General features: G+C 40.9%; 20 protein-coding genes. 8 read left to right on the forward strand and 12 right to left on the reverse strand.

Features of this window, described 5'->3' with window-relative positions; all coding sequences use genetic code 11:
- Positions 1–12: 12 nt before the first annotated feature.
- A complete protein-coding gene (locus EGC82_RS18740) occupies positions 13–483 on the forward strand; it encodes a TIGR02444 family protein (protein ID WP_124732096.1) in 471 nt (156 codons plus the stop codon).
- A gap of 179 nt (positions 484–662) precedes the next feature.
- Here the strand turns inward: EGC82_RS18740 and EGC82_RS18745 are convergent, their stop codons facing one another.
- Positions 663–2,252: a GMC family oxidoreductase gene (locus EGC82_RS18745; protein ID WP_124732097.1), complete on the reverse strand. Its 1,590-nt coding sequence runs from the start codon at positions 2,250–2,252 to the stop codon at positions 663–665.
- A 22-nt stretch (positions 2,253–2,274) separates the two neighbouring features.
- Positions 2,275–2,787, reverse strand: a complete 513-nt coding sequence (locus tag EGC82_RS18750; RefSeq protein WP_124732098.1) for a TAT leader-containing periplasmic protein — start codon at positions 2,785–2,787, stop codon at positions 2,275–2,277.
- A 112-nt stretch (positions 2,788–2,899) separates the two neighbouring features.
- Between EGC82_RS18750 and EGC82_RS18755 the strand changes: the two genes are divergently transcribed.
- The 3 genes from EGC82_RS18755 to EGC82_RS18765 all read left to right on the forward strand — a co-directional run bounded on the left by EGC82_RS18755 (position 2,900) and on the right by EGC82_RS18765 (position 5,204).
- Complete coding sequence (locus EGC82_RS18755; RefSeq protein ID WP_124732099.1) at positions 2,900–3,913, forward strand: hydrolase; 1,014 nt, start codon at positions 2,900–2,902, stop codon at positions 3,911–3,913.
- A 12-nt stretch (positions 3,914–3,925) separates the two neighbouring features.
- The gene (locus tag EGC82_RS18760) at positions 3,926–4,168 is read left to right on the forward strand and encodes a YheU family protein (protein WP_124732100.1); all 243 of its coding nucleotides are present in this window, start codon (positions 3,926–3,928) and stop codon (positions 4,166–4,168) included.
- A 139-nt stretch (positions 4,169–4,307) separates the two neighbouring features.
- Complete coding sequence (locus EGC82_RS18765) at positions 4,308–5,204, forward strand: phosphoribulokinase (protein WP_124732101.1); 897 nt, start codon at positions 4,308–4,310, stop codon at positions 5,202–5,204.
- Positions 5,205–5,418: 214 nt separating this feature from the next.
- On the opposite strand, the gene EGC82_RS18770 is transcribed toward EGC82_RS18765, so the two are convergent.
- On the reverse strand, positions 5,419–6,189 hold the full coding sequence (locus tag EGC82_RS18770) for a tetratricopeptide repeat protein (protein ID WP_124732102.1): 771 nt from the start codon (positions 6,187–6,189) through the stop codon (positions 5,419–5,421).
- Between the two features lie 306 nt (positions 6,190–6,495).
- Between EGC82_RS18770 and crp the strand changes: the two genes are divergently transcribed.
- From crp to EGC82_RS18790, 4 genes are all read left to right on the forward strand, one after another.
- On the forward strand, positions 6,496–7,131 hold the full coding sequence (gene crp / locus EGC82_RS18775) for a cAMP-activated global transcriptional regulator CRP (protein WP_124732103.1): 636 nt from the start codon (positions 6,496–6,498) through the stop codon (positions 7,129–7,131).
- Positions 7,132–7,292: 161 nt separating this feature from the next.
- Positions 7,293–7,643 (forward strand): PepSY domain-containing protein, encoded by a 351-nt coding sequence (locus EGC82_RS18780; protein WP_244212492.1) that lies wholly within the window; start codon positions 7,293–7,295, stop codon positions 7,641–7,643.
- Positions 7,624–8,298, forward strand: a complete 675-nt coding sequence (locus EGC82_RS18785; RefSeq protein WP_124732104.1) for a response regulator transcription factor — start codon at positions 7,624–7,626, stop codon at positions 8,296–8,298. Before EGC82_RS18780 ends, EGC82_RS18785 begins: the two co-directional genes overlap by 20 nt.
- Positions 8,295–9,629 carry a sensor histidine kinase gene (locus EGC82_RS18790; protein WP_124732105.1) on the forward strand — a complete coding sequence of 445 codons (1,335 nt, stop codon included), beginning with the start codon at positions 8,295–8,297 and terminating at the stop codon, positions 9,627–9,629. Before EGC82_RS18785 ends, EGC82_RS18790 begins: the two co-directional genes overlap by 4 nt.
- Positions 9,630–9,746: 117 nt before the next feature.
- Here the strand turns inward: EGC82_RS18790 and EGC82_RS18795 are convergent, their stop codons facing one another.
- The 9 genes from EGC82_RS18795 to sspA all read right to left on the reverse strand — a co-directional run bounded on the left by EGC82_RS18795 (position 9,747) and on the right by sspA (position 20,405).
- A complete protein-coding gene (locus EGC82_RS18795) occupies positions 9,747–10,547 on the reverse strand; it encodes a DUF1338 domain-containing protein (RefSeq protein ID WP_124732106.1) in 801 nt (266 codons plus the stop codon).
- Positions 10,548–10,616: 69 nt separating this feature from the next.
- A complete protein-coding gene (gene astD / locus EGC82_RS18800; RefSeq protein WP_124732107.1) occupies positions 10,617–12,077 on the reverse strand; it encodes a succinylglutamate-semialdehyde dehydrogenase in 1,461 nt (486 codons plus the stop codon).
- Positions 12,078–12,086: 9 nt separating this feature from the next.
- Positions 12,087–13,106: an arginine N-succinyltransferase gene (astA, locus tag EGC82_RS18805; protein WP_124732108.1), complete on the reverse strand. Its 1,020-nt coding sequence runs from the start codon at positions 13,104–13,106 to the stop codon at positions 12,087–12,089.
- A gap of 115 nt (positions 13,107–13,221) precedes the next feature.
- Positions 13,222–14,439 (reverse strand): aspartate aminotransferase family protein, encoded by a 1,218-nt coding sequence (locus EGC82_RS18810; protein WP_124732109.1) that lies wholly within the window; start codon positions 14,437–14,439, stop codon positions 13,222–13,224.
- A 336-nt stretch (positions 14,440–14,775) separates the two neighbouring features.
- Positions 14,776–15,918, reverse strand: a complete 1,143-nt coding sequence (locus EGC82_RS18815; protein WP_124732110.1) for an HDOD domain-containing protein — start codon at positions 15,916–15,918, stop codon at positions 14,776–14,778.
- A 102-nt stretch (positions 15,919–16,020) separates the two neighbouring features.
- The gene (locus EGC82_RS18820; protein ID WP_124732111.1) at positions 16,021–18,510 is read right to left on the reverse strand and encodes a S9 family peptidase; all 2,490 of its coding nucleotides are present in this window, start codon (positions 18,508–18,510) and stop codon (positions 16,021–16,023) included.
- A gap of 128 nt (positions 18,511–18,638) precedes the next feature.
- Positions 18,639–19,208: an aminodeoxychorismate/anthranilate synthase component II gene (locus EGC82_RS18825; RefSeq protein WP_124732112.1), complete on the reverse strand. Its 570-nt coding sequence runs from the start codon at positions 19,206–19,208 to the stop codon at positions 18,639–18,641.
- A 97-nt stretch (positions 19,209–19,305) separates the two neighbouring features.
- Positions 19,306–19,776, reverse strand: a complete 471-nt coding sequence (locus EGC82_RS18830; RefSeq protein ID WP_124732113.1) for a ClpXP protease specificity-enhancing factor — start codon at positions 19,774–19,776, stop codon at positions 19,306–19,308.
- On the reverse strand, positions 19,776–20,405 hold the full coding sequence (gene sspA, locus EGC82_RS18835; protein WP_011638743.1) for a stringent starvation protein SspA: 630 nt from the start codon (positions 20,403–20,405) through the stop codon (positions 19,776–19,778). The genes EGC82_RS18830 and sspA overlap by 1 nt, the downstream gene beginning before the upstream one ends.
- Positions 20,406–20,444 lie beyond the last annotated feature (39 nt).

Below are 20,444 nucleotides of genomic sequence, written 5' to 3' on the forward strand. Positions count from 1 at the left end.
AAGGAATGCGATATGTCGCGACCTGTTAATCGTCAAACCTTTAGTCACATTATTTGGCGTAATTGTGAGCAAAATTATTTAGTTAATCCTAATTTTTATATACACCTACAAGACAATTATCACGTAAATGTTAATATTTTATTATTAGCTCAATACCTCGATCAACAGCTTTATACCTTAACGCAACAAGAGTGGGAAATATTAACCGAAGTCGTAGAGCAATGGGAAGCGAATGTATTGCAACCTTATCGGCGTTTACGTCGAATCGCTAAAGCATATTTAGATAATGACGAATATCAGAAAATGCTCGACGTAGAGTTAATTATGGAACGTAAATCTCAATACATGTTATTGCATAAATTGAATTTATTGAACGGCAAGGTGGTCAACACTGAAGTCGGTGATAGCTCTGAATCCGCAAATATACAACACTACCTTGGCTTATTTGGCTTAAATAAAAGCATTATGGCCGAGTTAACCTAATAGGCTCTTATTCGTACCAATAGCATTCATCCACCAGCGACACGATTAACCATCAAATAAGCTATTACAGGGCAATATTAAACATAAATACATAAACAGTAATGACAACAATATTGTATGTCATCTCAGAATATTCAAAGCCATACACCGTCTATCTGTGGTGTATGGCATAAGTTTAACTAGCTAGTTTGAGTCAGCTTTTGGGCTAATGCCGTAGCATTACGCGCCACAAGACCATAAATAGACAACTGAGGATTCGCACCCAGGCTGGTTGGAAATACTGAGCCATCCATCACCGATAAATTTTCAAGATAATGTGAATAACCAAAAGTATCGACCATTGAAAGCGCTTTATCTTCGCCCATAGCACAACCGCCCATAACATGAGCCGATGCGACGATGGTTTTTAATAAACCTAAATCGACATCATTAATAGCCTGTTTTGCTTCACTCCACGAATTAAGTAATGACAAGCCATCATGCATTGGTAATACCTTTTTAGCCCCCGCAGCAAACTGCAATTCAGCCATGGACAAAAATGCTCGACGAGCACCATCCCAAAAACCTTGGCCTAACGGATAATCTAATGCAAAGCTCGTATCGGTTAACCGTACCTGCCCACCAGGGCATTGCTGATTAAAACCATCACGAATAAGCGCGATGGTGACCTGCATTTGGTTAAAGTTAGCCATTAATTGTGCGTGGCTAACACCATAACCAATGGTTTTTGAGGCGATTAGTACCGGATGTACAGGTGCCACTTCAAGTTTATAGCCTAGATCGCCAGCCGCGCCATCACGCCAAACAAATTCATCGGAATAAATAGACTGCGGTGCGCCACTGTGACCGTTAATTTGTTCATCAAATATACCTCCCGATAACAGTGAGGGATGTAAAAAGGTTTTGCCTAATTGCTTATGTGGATCAGGTGTATTAGAGCGCATTAGAATAGTGGGCGTGTGAATAGCACCAGCACTTAAAATATAATGCTTTGCCGTAAAGGTAATGTTCACAGACGTCGGCATTAAGCCTTCCGTTAATGCCTGGGCAGTTAAGCCCACGACTTGATCGCCTTTGTGCTCCAGCTTAACCACTCTAGCGCGAGAAATGAGCGTCGCGCCTTTATCTAGCGCCGCGGGTATGGTAGTAACCAACATCGATTGCTTGGCGTTAACAGGGCAACCCATGCCGCAGTAACCGGTATTCCAGCAGCCTTTGACATTGCGTTTAATGACAGTGTAATCCCAACCTAATTTTTCGCAACCTTCGCGCAATGCACCATTATTACGATTAGGTTCAAATTTCCATTGTTCAATATTGAGCCGCTTTTCCATTAGCTCAAACCAAGGCAGTAACGCTTGCGAAGATAATCCTTTGACCGACTTTTCTTGCTCCCAAAAAGCCAGTGTTTGTTCTGGAGTCCTTATTGATGTAGTCCAATTCACTGTAGTTGAACCACCAACCGTTCTGCCTTGAAATATACCAATGCCTTTATCTGCGGTTTTCATCGCAGCCGCTTGCTGATACAAGTTAGGATAAGCGTGACGTTCTTCCATATCAAAGTGTGTTGATGACTTAAGCGATCCGCCTTCAATCATTATCACCTTTAATCCAGCTTCAGTTAATATTTCTGCCGCGGTACCACCGCCAGCGCCAGTACCAACAATCACAACATCAGCGTCAAAGTGACGATCGACTTCTAAGGTACTAGCATCAATATGATGCCAACCAGCACCTAATCCGGTAATAATAGGATCAATAATGGCCAAGGGAATACTCCTTACACTAGGGTTAATGCGCGTTATGCACCAAGAAAGTGGGTTTCACATACCGTAAATTACCCCAATGTTCCGGACAGGCGTAATAGCTTGCCATAATCAATTCACGTAATCCGCTATATGCGGTTGTTAACATATTTAGATAGTTGTTGCGCCAAAATTCTAGCATGTCTATTAATTGCTGTGGCTCACGCATTAACAGCGGTGTCATACTGCCACTCAAAAGCAACAGTCCAAAGCGGCCTTCGAGTAAATCTAATAACTCCATCAACTCTTGTTGTTGTTCAATAGGCAGATGGATAATTGATTGAGAAATGGCATCTAAAGTACGATTAATCGCGAGATCTCTATGACTAGGAACCTCAGGTAATGCGCCATCTAAGAATACCGGGATCAACACACTGAATAATACTCGGTGATGAATATCCTCCGAAGAAGTTGTGATGTTAGGCAAATATAAGTTAACACCTAATGCTAATACTGCTGTTCCAGTAAAAGCACCGGTGAGAAAGGTACGCCGCTTCATTTACTTCCCCTTGAGTTTATTGTTGTGTGTATTTTTTATGTGGTAGAGTGGCATGAGTAACATTTAAACATACGTTTAAATTTTCACAAACAATTACAGAAACCTTCCTTTTATGAAAACCTTGTTCACACCGCCCTGGTGGGCTGCTAGCCCGCATGTACAAACGATTTTGCCGTTTATTTTCAAAGTGGCCAGACCAACGACATTTAGGCAACGACAAGAGCTACCAGACGGTGATTTTATCGATTTAGATTGGTTGGGCCAAGCGCAAAATGGCGAGCCCATCTTAGTTATTATTCATGGTCTTGAAGGTAACACAGAATCACACTATGCGCGCAGAATGCTTATTGAAGCAAAAAAAGCTCAACTGTCTGCTGTTGTTCATCATCATAGAGGGTGTTCCGGTGAACCTAACCGCTTAGCTCGCAGTTATCATAGCGGCGATGTTAACGACTTAGCGTATACCTTAGGGCAACTAAAACACTACTATCCAGACTCACCACTGTATGCTGTAGGCTACAGCTTAGGCGGCAATGTATTGGCCAAATATCAAGGTAGTACTGGACAACAGAGCTTACTAGAACGAGCCGTAGTGGTGTCAGCCCCGCTCAGGTTAGGTGCTTGTGCCAAACGCCTAGAAAGTGGTTTTTCAACTCTCTATCAGCGCTTTTTAATTAAACGCTTACAGCAAAAAATGCTCGATAAAATTAACACAGCAAACTTAACAGAACAAATGCCCATCACCAAAGGGCAGCTTAAAAGGCTCAATACCTTTTATTTGTTTGACGATAAAGTCACCGCACCATTACATGGATTTACTGACGTTAATGATTACTATCAACAAGCTAGCGGCCTTAATTATTTACAATATATTACCAAACCCACACTAGTTATCCATGCCAAAGATGATCCGTTTATGACTGATGAGGTGATCCCAAATCAAGATCAATTGTCACCTATGGTCGAATACGAATTACATCAATTTGGTGGGCATGTGGGTTTTATTGAAGGTGGTTGGCCTTGGAAACCACGTTTTTATCTCGAGCATCGTATTATCGAGTTTATTTTATCCGCTAGTGGTAAAGTATTAGATCCGGACGAATCCTCTCCTTCAGTAAGCCATTAATAGGAAATACCCATGCTTGTGCCTTATGAAGCGCTACTGTCATTACCCCATGAAGTACTTCAACGTATGATAAAAGAGTATCTATTATCGCAACTTGAAGACGGCAGTTTTAGTGATGCTAACGAGCAACAATTAACCAGAGCCATTGAACAATGTAAGCTTGCGCTTAAAAAGGGCGAATTAGTTGTCGAGTTTAGTGAAGAAGATGAGTCTATAGCCATTAGACAACGTGAACATATTTCACGGCTATCTTAAGGATCGCACTAATGCAAAAACGAGATAGTGCGCCAAAATGATAACATTGTTACCTGTGAATAATTGACCCACAGGTGATGATTACCGTATAACTAGTGACTCGTTTTTTCGCGTCCACAATATTACCTAGGCAAATAACATGTCAGCAAAACACCCTATTATTGCTGTAACCGGTTCATCTGGTGCTGGCACAACCACAACCACAACAGCCTTTATTCATATTTTTAGACAGTTGGGTATTAATGCTGCATTTGTTGAAGGTGACAGTTTTCATAATTTCACCCGCGCTGAAATGGAAGTGTTAATTAGAAAGTCACAGGCTGAAAATCGTAATTTAAGCTATTTTGGTCCTGAAGCGAATAACTTCAAAAAGCTCGAAGAGTGCTTTACCAGCTACGGTAGCACCGGTAATGGCCAAACGCGCAGTTACTTGCACACCTTTGACGAAGCCGTTCCATTCAACCAAATGCCTGGTACATTCACGCAGTGGCGTGATTTACCAGCCAATACCGATATGCTGTATTACGAAGGCTTACACGGTGGTGTAGTAACAGAAGATACTGATGTGGCTAAACATGTCGATTTGCTGATAGGCATGGTGCCCATTGTCAATTTAGAGTGGATCCAGAAGATAATTCGCGACACGAATGATAGAGGTCATAGTCGTGAAAAAGTAATGGGTTCGATAGTCCGTAGTATGGACGATTACATCAAACACATGACACCACAATTTTCGCGAACTCACATTAACTTTCAACGCGTACCGACAGTAGACACTTCGAATCCCTTTAGTGCTAAGGATATTCCTAGTCTCGATGAAAGCTTTTTAGTCATCCGTTTTCGTGGCATAAACAATGTTGATTTTCCGTATTATCTCAACATGATCCAAGGCTCATTTATGTCGCGCGTTAACACACTAGTGGTGCCTGGCGGTAAAATGTCATTAGCAATGGAATTAATTTTAACGCCTTTGGTTAAAGACTTAATGGATAAACGTCTAGAGTTGCAAAACCTTGATGACATCAAGTCCGATTAAGCTTGATTTAAGTCACAACAATTAAGATAGCCGTATCGTGATTTCAAGCGAAAGAACGGCAGTTGATGTGCTTGAGGTGCTAATTCCCCCTTTTTGATCTGTTAGTGCATTAAGCACATCAACGAAACCAAACAAGGCCGACTTTTAGGTGTTAACATCACGTTTTACCATCCCCAACGTGAGCAAATAACACTTTTTAATTGCTCAAAAATTATTACATAAGAGGAATAACTTCCCGGTAAGCTTGATTTTTTTGGTACTGCTTCAAACGTAAAATAAATTCATCGCTGCGCACAATCTCTGGGTTATCCTTTAAGGCATCTATCGCTTTTTTCTGGGCATCTATCGCTGCAGAAAAATCACCAAGTTCAGCATATCCTGCTGCAAGGTTATCTAATACTGTAGGATCATTTTGGTTATGCTCCAGTAGTTTTAGCGACATCGACACAGCGCGCGAACCATCTCGATATTCAGCTTCTGGACACGTTGCTAATATCCACGCAATATTGCCCAATGAAACCGCATCACCTGTAGCAGTAAACTGCTCCATTGCTTTGCCACAATTGCGAACCACGCCATCACCACCTGCAGAATAAATAAATCCTAAACGAAAATGAGCCCATTTATCTCCCTGCTCAGCCATCTGCAGGTACCATTTTTCAGCTACAGCCAAATCACGCGGTAATAATTTACCTTCAAAGGCTAAATCGGCCAATGTTTGTTGTGCTTTTAGATGCTGTTGTTGTGCAGCAAGATTAACCCAACTCAATCCTTGTTTAGTGTCTTGAGCAACAAATCGTCCGGAAAGATTCATTAAGCCCAATAAAAATTGTGCATCTGCATTTCCCTGTGTCGCTTTAATCTGAATATGAACCAGTTTAGTCGCCGCCTGAGACTCCATAGTGGGCGGAATAACAAACGCTTTTACAGATAAACTTAGCCCGCTCAATAGAACAACACAGACAACAACTGCGATTTGACTCATTTTTTTCACGCATACCTCGACAACTATTTACGATGCTGGTTAAATAACATTAGCTAATTGATGGAACCAATACCATAGACAAATGCTAGTTACAATAATTCAATCGTAGTGATGATTGAGACAAATTCACAAAAAAAGTCGACCGCCATCACAAACGAGATAAATTTAATCTAAAATTTAACAAGTTAATATACACTACGCACACTTCTAAATACGATCTCTATCAAAGTTTTCACCGTTTCAATAGCGTAGAATGCTTAATTAGACATTACTTACTTTCATTTTTCATCAATCGAGGAATATCATATGGCTCTGATTGGTAAGCCAAAACCTGACCCAACATTAGAATGGTTTCTTTCACATTGTCACATTCATAAGTATCCAGCAAAAAGCACCTTAATTCATGCTGGTGAAGAATCTGACACTTTATACTACATCGTCAAAGGTTCGGTCGCAGTATTGATCAAAGATGAAGAAGGTAAAGAAATGATCCTGTCTTATCTTAATCAAGGCGACTTTATCGGTGAGCTTGGTTTGTTTGAAGAGCAATCTGAGCGTACTGCCTGGGTTCGTGCTAAACAAGCATGCGAAATTGCAGAAATTTCTTATAAGAAGTTTAAGCAACTTATTCAGGTTAATCCTGAAATTCTGATGAAGCTATCAGCGCAAATGGCATATCGTTTACACAGCACTAGCCAAAAAGTGGGCGACTTAGCGTTCCTTGATGTAGCGGGTCGTATTGCACAAACGTTATTACACCTTGCGAAACAACCTGATGCAATGACACATCCTGACGGTATGCAAATTAAGATAACTCGTCAAGAAATTGGTCAAATTGTGGGTTGTTCACGCGAAACAGTAGGCCGTATTTTAAAAATGCTTGAAGAACAAAGCTTGATCCAAGCGCACGGTAAAACTATTGTGGTGTACGGCACTCGCTAAACGACCGTAGTTAACTATAACTGTTGTTAATTATAACGACAGTTAATTATGACTAAAACTAAATGTTTACGCCTATTTATATAGGCTTCAGCTTGATTTAAGCCAAGTTACTTAAAGTGGTGTTCATACTCTGAACGCCACTTTTTTATTTTGGAGCGACCATGAATAGCTTGTTCTTTACAGCAATAAGCAGCTTAATGGCCATCACCATTAACCAACAAGATATTCCCGCACAAGAACTCGCTCTGGATCATGATAACGTCCAAGAATTGGTATCTTCTGGTAGTATACGTTCATTAGATGATTACTTAATCTGGATATCCCAATATTGTGATGGTCACTTAATCGATGCACAGCTATACCAACATCAAGATAAATGGCGCTATGACCTACAATTTAAGCTGAAACAAGGGCATGTTGTTAATCTGCAATTAGATGCAGCTAATGGCATTCAAGATTCATTGACTCAATTACCGAGCGAATGTACTAAACATGAAACTGTTACTCGTTGAAGATAACCCATTACTGGTTGCCGAACTTGAAAAACAACTCAAGCAAGCAGGTTATATTACGGATGTCACAGACAAGGCGATTGAAGCTGATTACTTGATGAAAGAAACTGATTATGACTGTGTCATTCTCGATATCGGCCTACCTGACGGCAATGGCTTATCATTAGTCACCCAATGGCGTGAACGTGGCATCAGTACCCCGGTAATAATGTTAACAGCCCGCAGTCAGTGGCACGAAAAGGTTGAAGGCTTCAATGCTGGAGCGGACGATTACTTAGGTAAGCCATTTCATACCCAAGAGCTACTTGCACGAGTTCAAGCACTGATCCATCGTGCCCATGGACGAGTTAATTCATCATCAAAACAACTATGTTACGCTGGTGTTAATCTAGACGAAAACGAACAGAAAGTGACCGTGGGTGGCCAAGAATACGAGCTGACATCTATGGAATTTAGGTTACTAAAAATATTTTTGATGTCGCCAAAAAAACTACTATCAAAGACTCAGCTAACAGATAAGCTGTATCAATTTAATGATGAAAAAGAAAGTAACGTCGTTGAAGTCTACGTGACACATTTACGCAAAAAACTCGGTAAAACGGCAATCGAAACCCGTCGAGGACAAGGCTATATTTTTCATGGCATTATTGAATGATCTCGATTCGCTTTAAATTAAGCCTATGGCTCAGTGGGTTAATCATCATTGCCACTCTTATAGGCTTATTCTTATTTGAATCGATGTTAAGAGATGCGTTTCATGACTCGATTATTAATCGTTTAGAAGAAGATTTAGAACATATTATTATCGCCACCAGGCTCGATGATGGTGAGCTAGTCATCGATCAAAGCCAGTTATCCAGTTTCTATAAACCTGCCTATTCAGGCCGTTACTTCCAATTAAATTTACCTGACCGTATTATTCGCTCGCGCTCATTATGGGATGCAGAGTTACAGATTGATCATTTACAAGCGCAACAAAAACGAGTTTGGCAGGCTAAAGGGCCAAAAAATAATGATATGCAGCTGTTATCTATTGGCATTGGTGCGCCAAATAGTATCAACACTGCCACCCTGACCGTCGCTCAAGATCTCAGTATTGGCAGACGGGTTTTTAGTGAAGTATTTGGTGCTAAGTTAGCGATTAATATTGGGATGCTATTGGCGATGATAGCCGGTATCTTTATTATTTTACGTCAATCTTTTAAACCAGTGAATCAAATCCAAGGGGCACTGGCTAAATTACGCGAGGGAGAAATAGCCTCATTAACCATTTCACAAATTCCAGCAGAAATCCGCCCGCTAGCAGAAACCTATAATGAGCTATTAGACTACACCGCCAAACAAATTGAACGTAGCCGTAATAACCTAGGTAATTTAAGTCACGGCTTAAAAACCCCATTAGCAGTGATGCAACAACAAGTTGAAGCACTGGGTCTAAGCCATCCTGATGCGGCAATAGCAATGCAGCAACAATTAGATTTAGTTCATAAAATGATTGAACGTAAATTGGCTGCTGCGAGAATTACTGGCGACATGTTACCAGCAGCACAATTAGCAGTGCCTAAAGACTTTGACAGTTTAATTCATACCCTACATAAAGTGCACCATCAACGTAATATCAATTGCACCATTGTAAATTTCAATCAGATCAGCCGGATCCCAATCCACCGAGAAGATGGTATGGAACTGTTCGGCAATTTGCTTGATAACGCTTTTAAATGGGCTCATTCTCAGGTGAACATTAATATTTACCTGCAGCCAAACGGTGATATTTTACTACAAATAGAAGACAATGGCTGCGGCGTAAAGCAAGAACAAATGGCCTTATTGACCGCTAGAGGTACCCGTTTAGATGAGGCAACAATAGGCCACGGTTTGGGGCTGTCTATCGTTAAAGAAATCTGTGACCAATATGGATTTTCTCTACAATTTAATCGCAGTGATGCCTTACAAGGTCTTAGCGTTAGTGTGTTAATGCCTATTTAACTTCAACTCGGGTTAATCAGTATTTGTTACTCGACTTAAGATCATTTAACTTTAATCTTAACGTAAAAAAGACCCAACTGAGCGATCAATTAGGTCTTTTCTGTCAATGCATAAACATTACATCATTGCATTGGTACTTTCGAAAATCTTGTCGGCCGATGCTGCAACAAAGCCAGTATAAAGCTGACCATTATCCATTGGATAACGACGGGCAAATTCATAGAAACAACTTGGAATTTCCACATCACCATCAGTAAAGTTCACTACCACTTTATCAGCCATGGTAGAAGACTGCTCTAACAAGACTTCTGGCGATCCTTTAACTTCACCGCCAGAGCTATTTAGTACAAACCCAGCCTGCTTTAAGGTTTGGTTTACATCTTCAATACGCTCAAATTCAGGCAGATCGTTAATTGACACCGTAAAGTGATTGGCACGGTAACCTAACGCAGCAACCCACGCAGCATATTCGCTTTCGACAAGTAAGGCTTGGTAAGTCGCTTTATCTACGTCCCAATGACGACCAGAATAAATAAAATTATCTGCAGTGGTCGCCGAAACATCAACCTGATCGATTAAACCATGAATGCTCTTTTGCAACTCAGGGCTAAATTCTTCCACTAACAACTCAGAAATAAACACCTTTGGCTGTTTTGGATCCGGATGTTCAAAGTGCTTAGCTATCAGCTTTTTCTGCTCAAACTTATAATCACCACTGTCGACATAACCGATAGAGGTGAAATGTTTAGCCAATACGCTTAAATTCACTTTAGCGATATTAAAAGTACGCAAAGCAATATGGTCATTGATGATTGGCGCGCCATGGCCTAATAGCTGATGAATTTTCGCCGCTGAAGGCGTCATCTTAATGTAGTCTTGCCATAGAGCAGAAAATAAAGCATTAACGTCAGTATGCATGGTTAAATCCTTCTAAAATAAGGCTGGTGAACAAACTCACCAGCACGGATCATGCGATGAATTTATCAGTTAAATTGATAAACCAGGGCTTAAAGTAGCAGGTAAGCTTACGGCATCGGCTTCCATTGAAGCGACTGGGTAAGCACAGTAATCCGCGGCATAAAATGCACTTGCACGATGGTTACCTGAAGCGCCAACACCACCAAACGGTGCTGCACCTGATGCGCCAGTGATTTGCTTATTCCAATTAACAATACCAGCACGAATACGAGCAAGGAAGTAATCGTAATCTTCACGGCTGTCAGCAAGCAAACCAGCAGATAAACCATAACGAGTCGCATTAGCTAAATGAATCGCTTGGTCAAAATCGCTGTAGCGAACCAACTGTAATAATGGACCAAAATATTCTTCATCAGGTAACTCTGCGACTTTAGTGACATCAATTAAGCCTGGAGTGACTAAACCAGTACCCGCTTCAACTTGTACTAACTCAACTAATGAAACACCACCTAATGACTGAAGTGTAGCCTGTGCGGCAACCATTCCACGCGCTGCGGTTTCAGAAATCATCGAGCCCATAAAAGGTTGGGGTTGAACGTTCCAAGCGCCCACTTTAATTTGCTTAATAGCCTTTACTAGTTCTGTAATTAACGCATCGCCTTGTGCGCCCTCTTCAATATATAAACGACGGGCACAAGTACAACGCTGCCCTGACGAAATATAAGCAGACTGAATAATGTCATGGACCGCAGCTTTGGTATCGGTAACGCCTTTAACGATAAGTGGATTATTACCACCCATTTCTAAGGCTAGGATTTTACCCGGAAGGCCAGCATATTGTTCATGTAAAATATGCCCAGTACGTGAACTACCGGTAAAGAATAGACCGTCAATTTGCGGATGTGATGCTAATGCTTTACCGGTTTCAACCTCGCCTTGCACTAGGTTAATAACCCCTTGTGGTAAACCAGCTTTGTCCCAACACTTCAGCATTAACTCAGCTACCTTAGGCGTTAATTCTGATGGTTTAAATACCACTGTATTACCCGCGAGTAATGCTGGCACTATATGACCGTTTGGCAAATGCCCAGGAAAGTTGTACGGACCAAATACCGCTACAACACCATGAGGCTTGTGACGTAATACTGCACGTCCAGCTGGTAAATCATTAGTTTCGGTACCGGTACGTTTGTCGTGCGCTTTGGCTGACAATGCGATCTTGCCAATCATGGCACCGACTTCTGTAGCGGTTTCCCATTGTGGCTTACCTGTTTCTTGAGCGATGGTTTCAGCTATCTCGACTTTATTAGCTTCTAGTTGTGTGCGATAAGCTTCAACAATGGTCAAGCGGGCTTCATAACCCAGCATAAACCAATCAAACTGCGCTGCACGAGCGGCATCTACAGCGGCATTCACTTGAGTCGAAGTTGCTGTATTACCTTGCCAAATAATATCACCATTGGCAGGGTTTTTTGAATTAATTTCATGACCTTCACCAGCTAACCACTGACCTTGAATATATTGTGTCATTTCTTGCTCCTACATTGCTAAAACACGAATTTGCTCACCGTCGCTAACCATAAGACCGGCAGCGATTTCAGGACTGAGCACAACATTGTCGTGTTCATCAAAGACCAACAGTTTTGCCGCCGATGCGCGATAATCAGCTAGCGAAGTGTTGGAAATAATAAAATGGTGATCGGCATGTGGCATTTTGCCAATGCTCACTGTGAGTAAACGACTCTTTTTTACTGAGCGAATATCACCGATTGAACATTCAACCGTTGGGCCACCATCAAAAATATCGACATAATTACGGAATTTAAATCCTTCCGCTTGCAGTAACCGCAGTGCTGGCTTAGTGTTTTTATGCACTTCACCAATCACTTTTTGGGCTTTTTTAGGCAGCATACATACATAAACAGGATTACGTGGCATCATTTCGGCCATAAACGCTTTTTTGCCTAAGCCTGATAAATAATCGGCCTCAACAAAGTCGATACCTAAAAAGTGATGCTGCAACCATTCGTAAAAGGGTGAGTCGCCATGATCATCACTCACACCACGCATTTCTGCTATAACGGTTTCGCCAAAACGATGCTGATGTTGTGCCAACAATAAAAAACGTGAGCGAGACAACATGCGACCATTATTACCTTTGCGATAATCGTCCTTTAAAAATAAGGTGCACAATTCTGCTGCGCCGGTGTAATCGTGGCATAACGTCAGGGTTTCAACTTCATTACGAACCGAGATTTGTTGAGAGTGGTAAACCTCAGTACCTAAACGGTAATGATAAAAAGCATCTTCCATGCCGACAGCAGCTTCAATACCACAAGTGCCAACAACCTCATTAGTCTTCATGTCTTCAAGCACCATTAAATAACCTTCGTCGAAAGGTTTATCAACATGCTTGATAAAAGATGCCTCTGCCCTAGCAATCTTTGAACGCAGTAACTCTTCGTTAACTGGTAAAGATGTAAAACCGTGGCCTGACTCAACTGCGATACCATAAAGTGCATCGTAATCGCTTGCACGGATAGGACGTATGATTAACATCTTAATCTCCTCATTGCGCCACAAGTGAACCGCGCTGAAATAGTTTTCGGCGCTGTTCACTTTTTTGGCGTACCCAAACAAAAAAGTGCAAGCTAGACTTGCACTTTTTTGTTAATTAACCCGCAACCACTTTTGCTACTGCACGTTCAAAACGCAATAAGCCTTCTGCGATATCAGCTTCTGGGATAACTAATGAAGGAGCAAAACGCACTACGTTTGCACCGGCCATCAAACTCATTAGACCTTCAGCAACAGAAGCCACTAAAAATTCACGACTACGACCTTCATATTGTTCATTTAATACTGCACCAAGTAATAATCCTTTACCTCGGACTTCACTGAACACGTTGTATTTGGCGTTAATTGCCGCTAAACCATCACGGAATAACTGTTCACGATGTTTAACACCGTCTAAAACTTCTTTGGTATTAACTACGTCCATTACCGCATTACCTACCGCACAAGCCAGTGGGTTACCGCCATAAGTAGAACCATGAGTACCAATTTTTAAGTGAGCGGCAATTTTGGCAGTTGTAAGCATTGCTGCAATAGGGAAACCACCGCCTAACGCTTTAGCGCTAGTTAAAATATCAGGCACAATATCGGTACCCATGTAAGCAAAAAGCTCACCAGTACGGCCTACGCCAGTTTGTACTTCGTCAAAAATAACCAATGCATCGTGCTTATCAGCTAAACGACGAACGGCTTTTAAGAACTCAGGGTCACCATTGATAATACCGCCTTCACCTTGAAGAGGTTCAAGCATAATGGCGCAAGTTTTATCTGAAATAACCGCTTCAAGAGCTGCGATATCATTAAAAGGGACGTGAGTAATACTTTGTGGCTTAGGGCCGAAACCGTCAGAATAAGCTGCTTGACCGCCAACAGTTACCGTAAAGAATGTACGGCCGTGAAAAGCTTTGTCAAATGCGATAATTTGATCTTTATCTGCACCATGGTTATCCAGCGCATAACGGCGCGCTAATTTCAGAGCCGCCTCGTTCGCTTCAGCACCTGAGTTTGCAAAGTATATACGTTCTGCAAATGTTGCATTAACTAATTTAGTGGCTAGTTCCAGTGCTGGCTCGTTAGTCATAACGTTAGATAAATGCCATAACTTTTCGCTTTGCTCTTTTAATGCAGACACTAAAGCTGGGTGACAATGACCTAAACAATTTACTGCAATACCACCAGCGAAATCGATGAATTCTTTACCTTCTTGATCCCAGACTCGGCTACCCAATCCACGAACAGGAATAACGGCGGCAGGCGCATAATTAGGCACCATAACTTCATCGAATTGGGCTCGGGTTAAGTTCATTTCTACACTCATTGCATTTTATCCTTTAGGTTGTAAACGGCTTTAAAGCCGCTGTTTCCGCTGTTTGCTTTATATTTTGTAAGTGCATTAGCGGAAGTTTGTATTACTTATGCGACATTATTAGCTAAAATGTGATCAAAATACCAGTTCAGTACAATTAACTTGTGTGGCCTTGATTAGTATTATGCATAAAGAGTTAAAAATATGACTGAAAAATGCGGTTATGGCGGGGATTTAAAGCATAAATAGTCATAAAAAAAGTTATTTCAGTTGAATTTGTGTAGCTATTCATCAAAAGTGAATAATTACACAGATTTAACATTTACGACTTCAATCAAAAAAGCCTGCTTACAGTAAATCAAGCTTACGAAAATTTTGCCCTTTTAGCCGAATCAATTCTTGAGCTGAAAATTGATAATAATCAAACATAATTCTCTTTTCTTGTGGATCGATTTGCTGTTGTTCTTCTAATAAAAGTACTTTGGCATAACAACTGGCTTTAGCCACAATAGCAGCATCAACAGACAATTCAGTAAAATGGTAATCGTGATCGAGCTCTTTTAAAACCTGAGTAATGGATGATTCGTCAAATTTAAGTAAGCTTAATAGTTGCCAATTTAATCGATGGCCATGTTGCATCACTTGCTCTAAAACCGATTCAACAGGAAAGTCTGTGGCCATAATAGCATCGTATACTTGCTTTTCACGGCTATAACTCGCCTCTCGTAACCAAGTACCCCAAGTATTATCAAATATTCGTCCACTTTGGCTGAGTATAATAGAGGTTGCAAATTGATACATTAAGGCACAACTATAAACCAAACTTGACTCTTTATTATGTAGTTCAGCTAAGGTTTGTGCCGCTATGGCACTGACCATACTATATCGCCACAGTTTTCGAGTTATCCATAATAAGTTAGCATTACCTGAAGGCAACCAATTACGTAAGCAAAAATAAGGGATCAACAAACGTAAATTTTCAATACCTATATAATTAAGTACCAGCTTTATGTCGGTCACTTGTACATCTGCGTTTTTAGGGCGTCGATGACCTGACGCAGGACTATTAATGAGGTTAACTAAATCACGCGATAACCAGCTAATACTTTCAATAATAGGCCGCAATCGATTAAGGTTAAGATCGGGATCTAACAACAAATCAAGCAGTAAAATTTGGCTTTCGCTAATTGCCGATACTTCTAATATCATTTGTGGATGAGCTAATTGATGTTCTATTGCATTGTTAACGGTACGAGTTAATAATGCAGATACCTCAAGGTAGACATTTTTTTCTTTTACTTGTTTATCAATGCGTAGCTTTAATGCTTGACGCTCTATATCAAGCTTATTGGCGCTTTCTTCTAATTCAGCGCTCATCTCATCGGGCATAGCATGCGCTTTATGCTTACCGACAATAAGCTGTTTATAGAGTCGACGCTCAATCTCGATAACTTTTCCGGGCCGAACACCGCCTGCTATTGATATTGCCACTCACATTGCCTTTTACTGTTTTAATCGCTTAATCATAAAAATTAAGGCCTCTCAAAGGAAGCCTTAATAGGTATTTATTTGTTTTTTTGAACCTAGCGCTGACTATTTCAGCTCTTGTTCAAATAATTTATAAATACGACGATACTGATCTAACCAACTAGAAGGTTGCTTAAATCCATGAGGCTCGACAGGATAGATAGCGGTTTCAAACATCGGCTTTTCTAATTCAATAAGACGTTGCACCATACGCACACTGTCTTGAAAAAATACGTTGTCATCTAACACACCACTCATGATCAGTAATGGTTTTTGTAAACCTTGAGCATGCTCTATCGGAGAACTACGCTCATAAGCGATAGGGTCAACGTCAGGCGTATTTAAAATATTAGAGGTATATGGCGCATTATAATGAGCCCAATCAGCTACAGGGCGTAATGCGGCCCCTGCTTGGAATAGCTCAGGTTCATTAAACAGCGCCATAAAAGTAAGGAATCCGCCGTATGAACCACCATAAGTACCTACTCGCTGGGGGTCTACATTCACATTACTTGCCATCCAAGCTACACCATCTTTCAAATCTTCAACTTCTGGATGGCCCATATTACGATAAACAGACGTACGCCAATCACGTCCATAACCTTTCGAGCCACGATAATCCATGTCCATCACTACATAACCTTGTTGAGTGAGTAAGTTATTGAACATAAATTCACGGAAGTAACCCGAAAATCCATAATGGGCATTTTGTAAGTAACCCGCACCATGGTTAAACATCACTGCGGGATATTTGTCAGCTTGTTTAGGATCATAACCTTGTGGCAAATAAACCCGTGCATAAATTGGCTCAGCGCCATGAGTTGAATTTAGCGCGACAACTTGTGGTACTTGCCATGGATATTGTTTAAATGCTGTGCTGGTATAATCGGTTAATTGGCTTATGTCGCCGCCAATAGGTTGAATATATAGCTCATCAGGATGAATCGCAGATGAAGCGGTTAATAATAGTGATTGTCCATCAGGGCTTAAACTGTAATCTAATGTACCTAACCACTGGGTCAATTGCTCTGATTTACCGCTGGCGATGTCTACGCGGTAAACATTATAGCTACCTGGGTGGTCTTTATTAGCACGATAATAAAGGTATTTGGCATCTGGAGATAAGGTGACATTATCAACTACAAATTTACCGTTGGTTAATGCCGATACCTTACCTGCTGTGGTTTTAGTATATAACTGCGAAAAACCTGATTCTTCAGATAAGTAGTACATGGTATCTGTACCGGTTATCCAGCCGAATTGATTAAAGTTATAATTCACCCAAGCATCGTCATGCAAACGATGTTCAGTTGAGAACTTGCCTTTTTGCAGATCAACACTGGCGATCCAGCGATCTTTATTATCAACAGCTTCGAGCATCACTAATAATTTATCGTCAGACTCATGCCATTGAATCGCACTCTGGTTCCATTCCCAGTCTTGCATTAACTGCACTAAACGTGGGGTTTTTTCGCTTTTATAGGTTTTACCTTGAGCTTGAGCATTCTCAGCTTTAACGCTCGCCAGTACATCCTCATCAAAACCTGTTAAGCCTTCAATGGTAATGTCTTTTTTACTGTGTTCAGCAAGGTCAAGTAACACTAAACGTTGACCAGGAAAAGCATCTTCTGCAACACGAGAACGTGCTGGTACAGGATCGACATAGCCCTCTTGGCCCAAATAATTAGGCATAATGTCGTGTTCTGCACGCCAATCATAATTTTTATCTGTTAACGCCAATATCACGTAACGTCCATCCGGCGACAAGCTCATTTCTGATACCACTTCCGCATCACCTAAATACCAAGGTTTAGCAGAAAAAGTAGGATCGACTTTAGCCAATGAGTCACGGTATTCATCACGCGTCAGGCTGTTATCATGCTCCATCGCAACATATTGAATTAACCTATGTTGTTGTTTAGCGATAAAACTACTTGGCTCTTGTATACCTTTAGGCTCATTTTCCATTTTGATCGCGACAATTTGCTCCACTAGCCCACTAGACTGATGCAAACGAAAAATATTATTGCCTTGCCAGAATGCAAGGTCGTCACCATTTAAATAACGTACGCCATTAATCGCATCATTTTGACGGGTAATTTGTTTTATTTCACCGTTTAATAAATTTTTTACAAATACGTTACCTTGATAAATATAGGCTTTTTGAGTCTTAGCTTGGTTCAATATGCCATTACGTTGATCGGCAAGGTGTAACTGATCCAATGGCAACTTATTGGCATCAGACTGTCCAATAACTTGTTGATAAAAATCACGAACTGGAGATTGATGCGCTTGGCGACTAAAATATACTGATTGACTGTCATCGCTCCAATAAGCTCCTTGGGCAAATATTCCCATCCAATCTGGATTTGCCATAATTTGATTCAGCGTTAGCTGCTGCTTAGCTTTTGGAGGTTGTGCTAATGGCACTATTAATGTGCTACCAGTAGATTTGGCGACAACCATTGTATCGTCATTTTTTGCAGTAGCAGCACAGCCACTGAGCATCGCCAAAGAAAGTGCGCTCACCGCAAAGTTTCGCATAAAGCTTGTCATGGTTATCCCTTTTATTGTTTTAGACGCTATTTATAGCACAAATAGACGTGAGAATTTAGCCAGATTAAGTGCAGAAGTTGTAACAGAATAAGTGATAATGAACTCGAATAAGGATTGTTTCTAACACTTTATAGATGTAAAAAATTATCTAATAGTTCATGGCCTTGTAAGGTCAAAATAGACTCTGGATGAAACTGAACACTGTATAGACCTAAATCAAGATGGCTCATTGCCATAATTTCACGACCATGAACGGGATCATCAAACCACGCATCCAGCGTAAATCCCTCAGGAACATCATTAATCAACAATGAATGATAACGAGTCACCTGCAGAGGTAATGCTAATTGACGGAATAATCCCTGCTGATTATGCTCAATTAAACTGGTTTTTCCGTGCATAACCCGTTTTGCGCGCACCACATCAACACCGAACGCTTGTGCTATGGCCTGATGCCCTAAACAAACACCCAAAATAGGCAATTTACCGGCAAAATGCGTAATAGCCGCAAGTGAAATCCCCGCTTCATTTGGAGTACATGGGCCTGGAGAAATGATTAAATGAGTAGGCGCTAAAGCTTCAATTTGTTCAATGGTGATTTCATCATTACGTTTAACCAGTATTTCTTGCCCAAGCGTTTGGAAATACTGAACTAAGTTAAACGTAAAAGAGTCATAATTATCAATCATCAACAACATTATGGGTTCCACTTAGGCGATAGAAATTGCTGGCACTGTAATTTTAGCTTAAAAAAAACCAGCCTTACGACTGGTTTTATGTAATGGCAACTAATTGTTACTTCACCACAGTTAAATGGTTTTTACGTTTAGTTTTATCATCAGGCTTTGTCGATTTAGACGATGATGGCAATGTCGAAGTATCATCAACAGATTTCATTGATGGCGGTACGGATGATAACTCATCATGTTCGCCTTCGATCATATATGCATCTTCTATATCAAACACCGTGCCAGCACCGTTTTCACGAGCATAAATAGCCACGATAGATGCCATAGGTAAATACACATTCTGTGGTACACCACCAAAACGAGCATTAAACTCAACGGCATCATTAGACATGTGAAGATTAGCCACAGCTCCAGTAGCAATATTTAAAACGATTTGACCGTCTTTAACAAATTGCTGCGGAACTTGCGTACCGTTAACAAATGCGTCCACAACCACGTGCGGCGTCAAATGATTATCCATCAACCATTCATAGTAAGCACGTAACAAATACGGACGATTAGCTGTTATTGGTTTCATTACATGCCCATGCGCATTTCGCGCTCAGCCTCAGTTAACGATGCTTTAAATGACTCACGTTCAAAAATACGTGTCATGTAAGCACTGATATCTTTCGATGTACGTGGGTCTAAGTGGATGCCTAATACAGGTAGACGCCATAATAATGGGCCTAAATAGCAATCAGATAAACCAAACTCTTCGCTCATGAAGTATGGCATTTCAGCAAATACTGGCGCTAAAGCAATTAAGCTTTCCATTAACTCTTTACGCGCTGCATCAGCCTTTTCGCCTTTACGGATACGCTCAACAAGCGCATACCAATCGGTGTCGATTCTGTGCATCATTAAACGGCTTTGGCCGCGAGATACCGGGTAAACAGGCATTAATGGAGGATGTGGAAAACGTTCATCCAAATATTCCATAATAATGCGTGACTCGTACAACACTAGTTCACGATCAACTAAAGTCGGTACAGAGTTGTATGGATTTACTTCAAGTAAATCTTCAGGCATCTCACTTGGGTCCACCTGTAAAACATCAACGGTAACCCCTTTTTCAGCCAATACGATACGTACTTGGTGACTATATAAATCATCGGCACCAGAAAAAAGTGTCATGATAGAGCGCTTGTTGGCAGCAACAGCCATTGATACCCTCCAAAATCTTAAAAAAACAAAACAAACGAG

The organism is Shewanella livingstonensis (assembly GCF_003855395.1).
Classification (GTDB): domain Bacteria; phylum Pseudomonadota; class Gammaproteobacteria; order Enterobacterales; family Shewanellaceae; genus Shewanella; species Shewanella livingstonensis.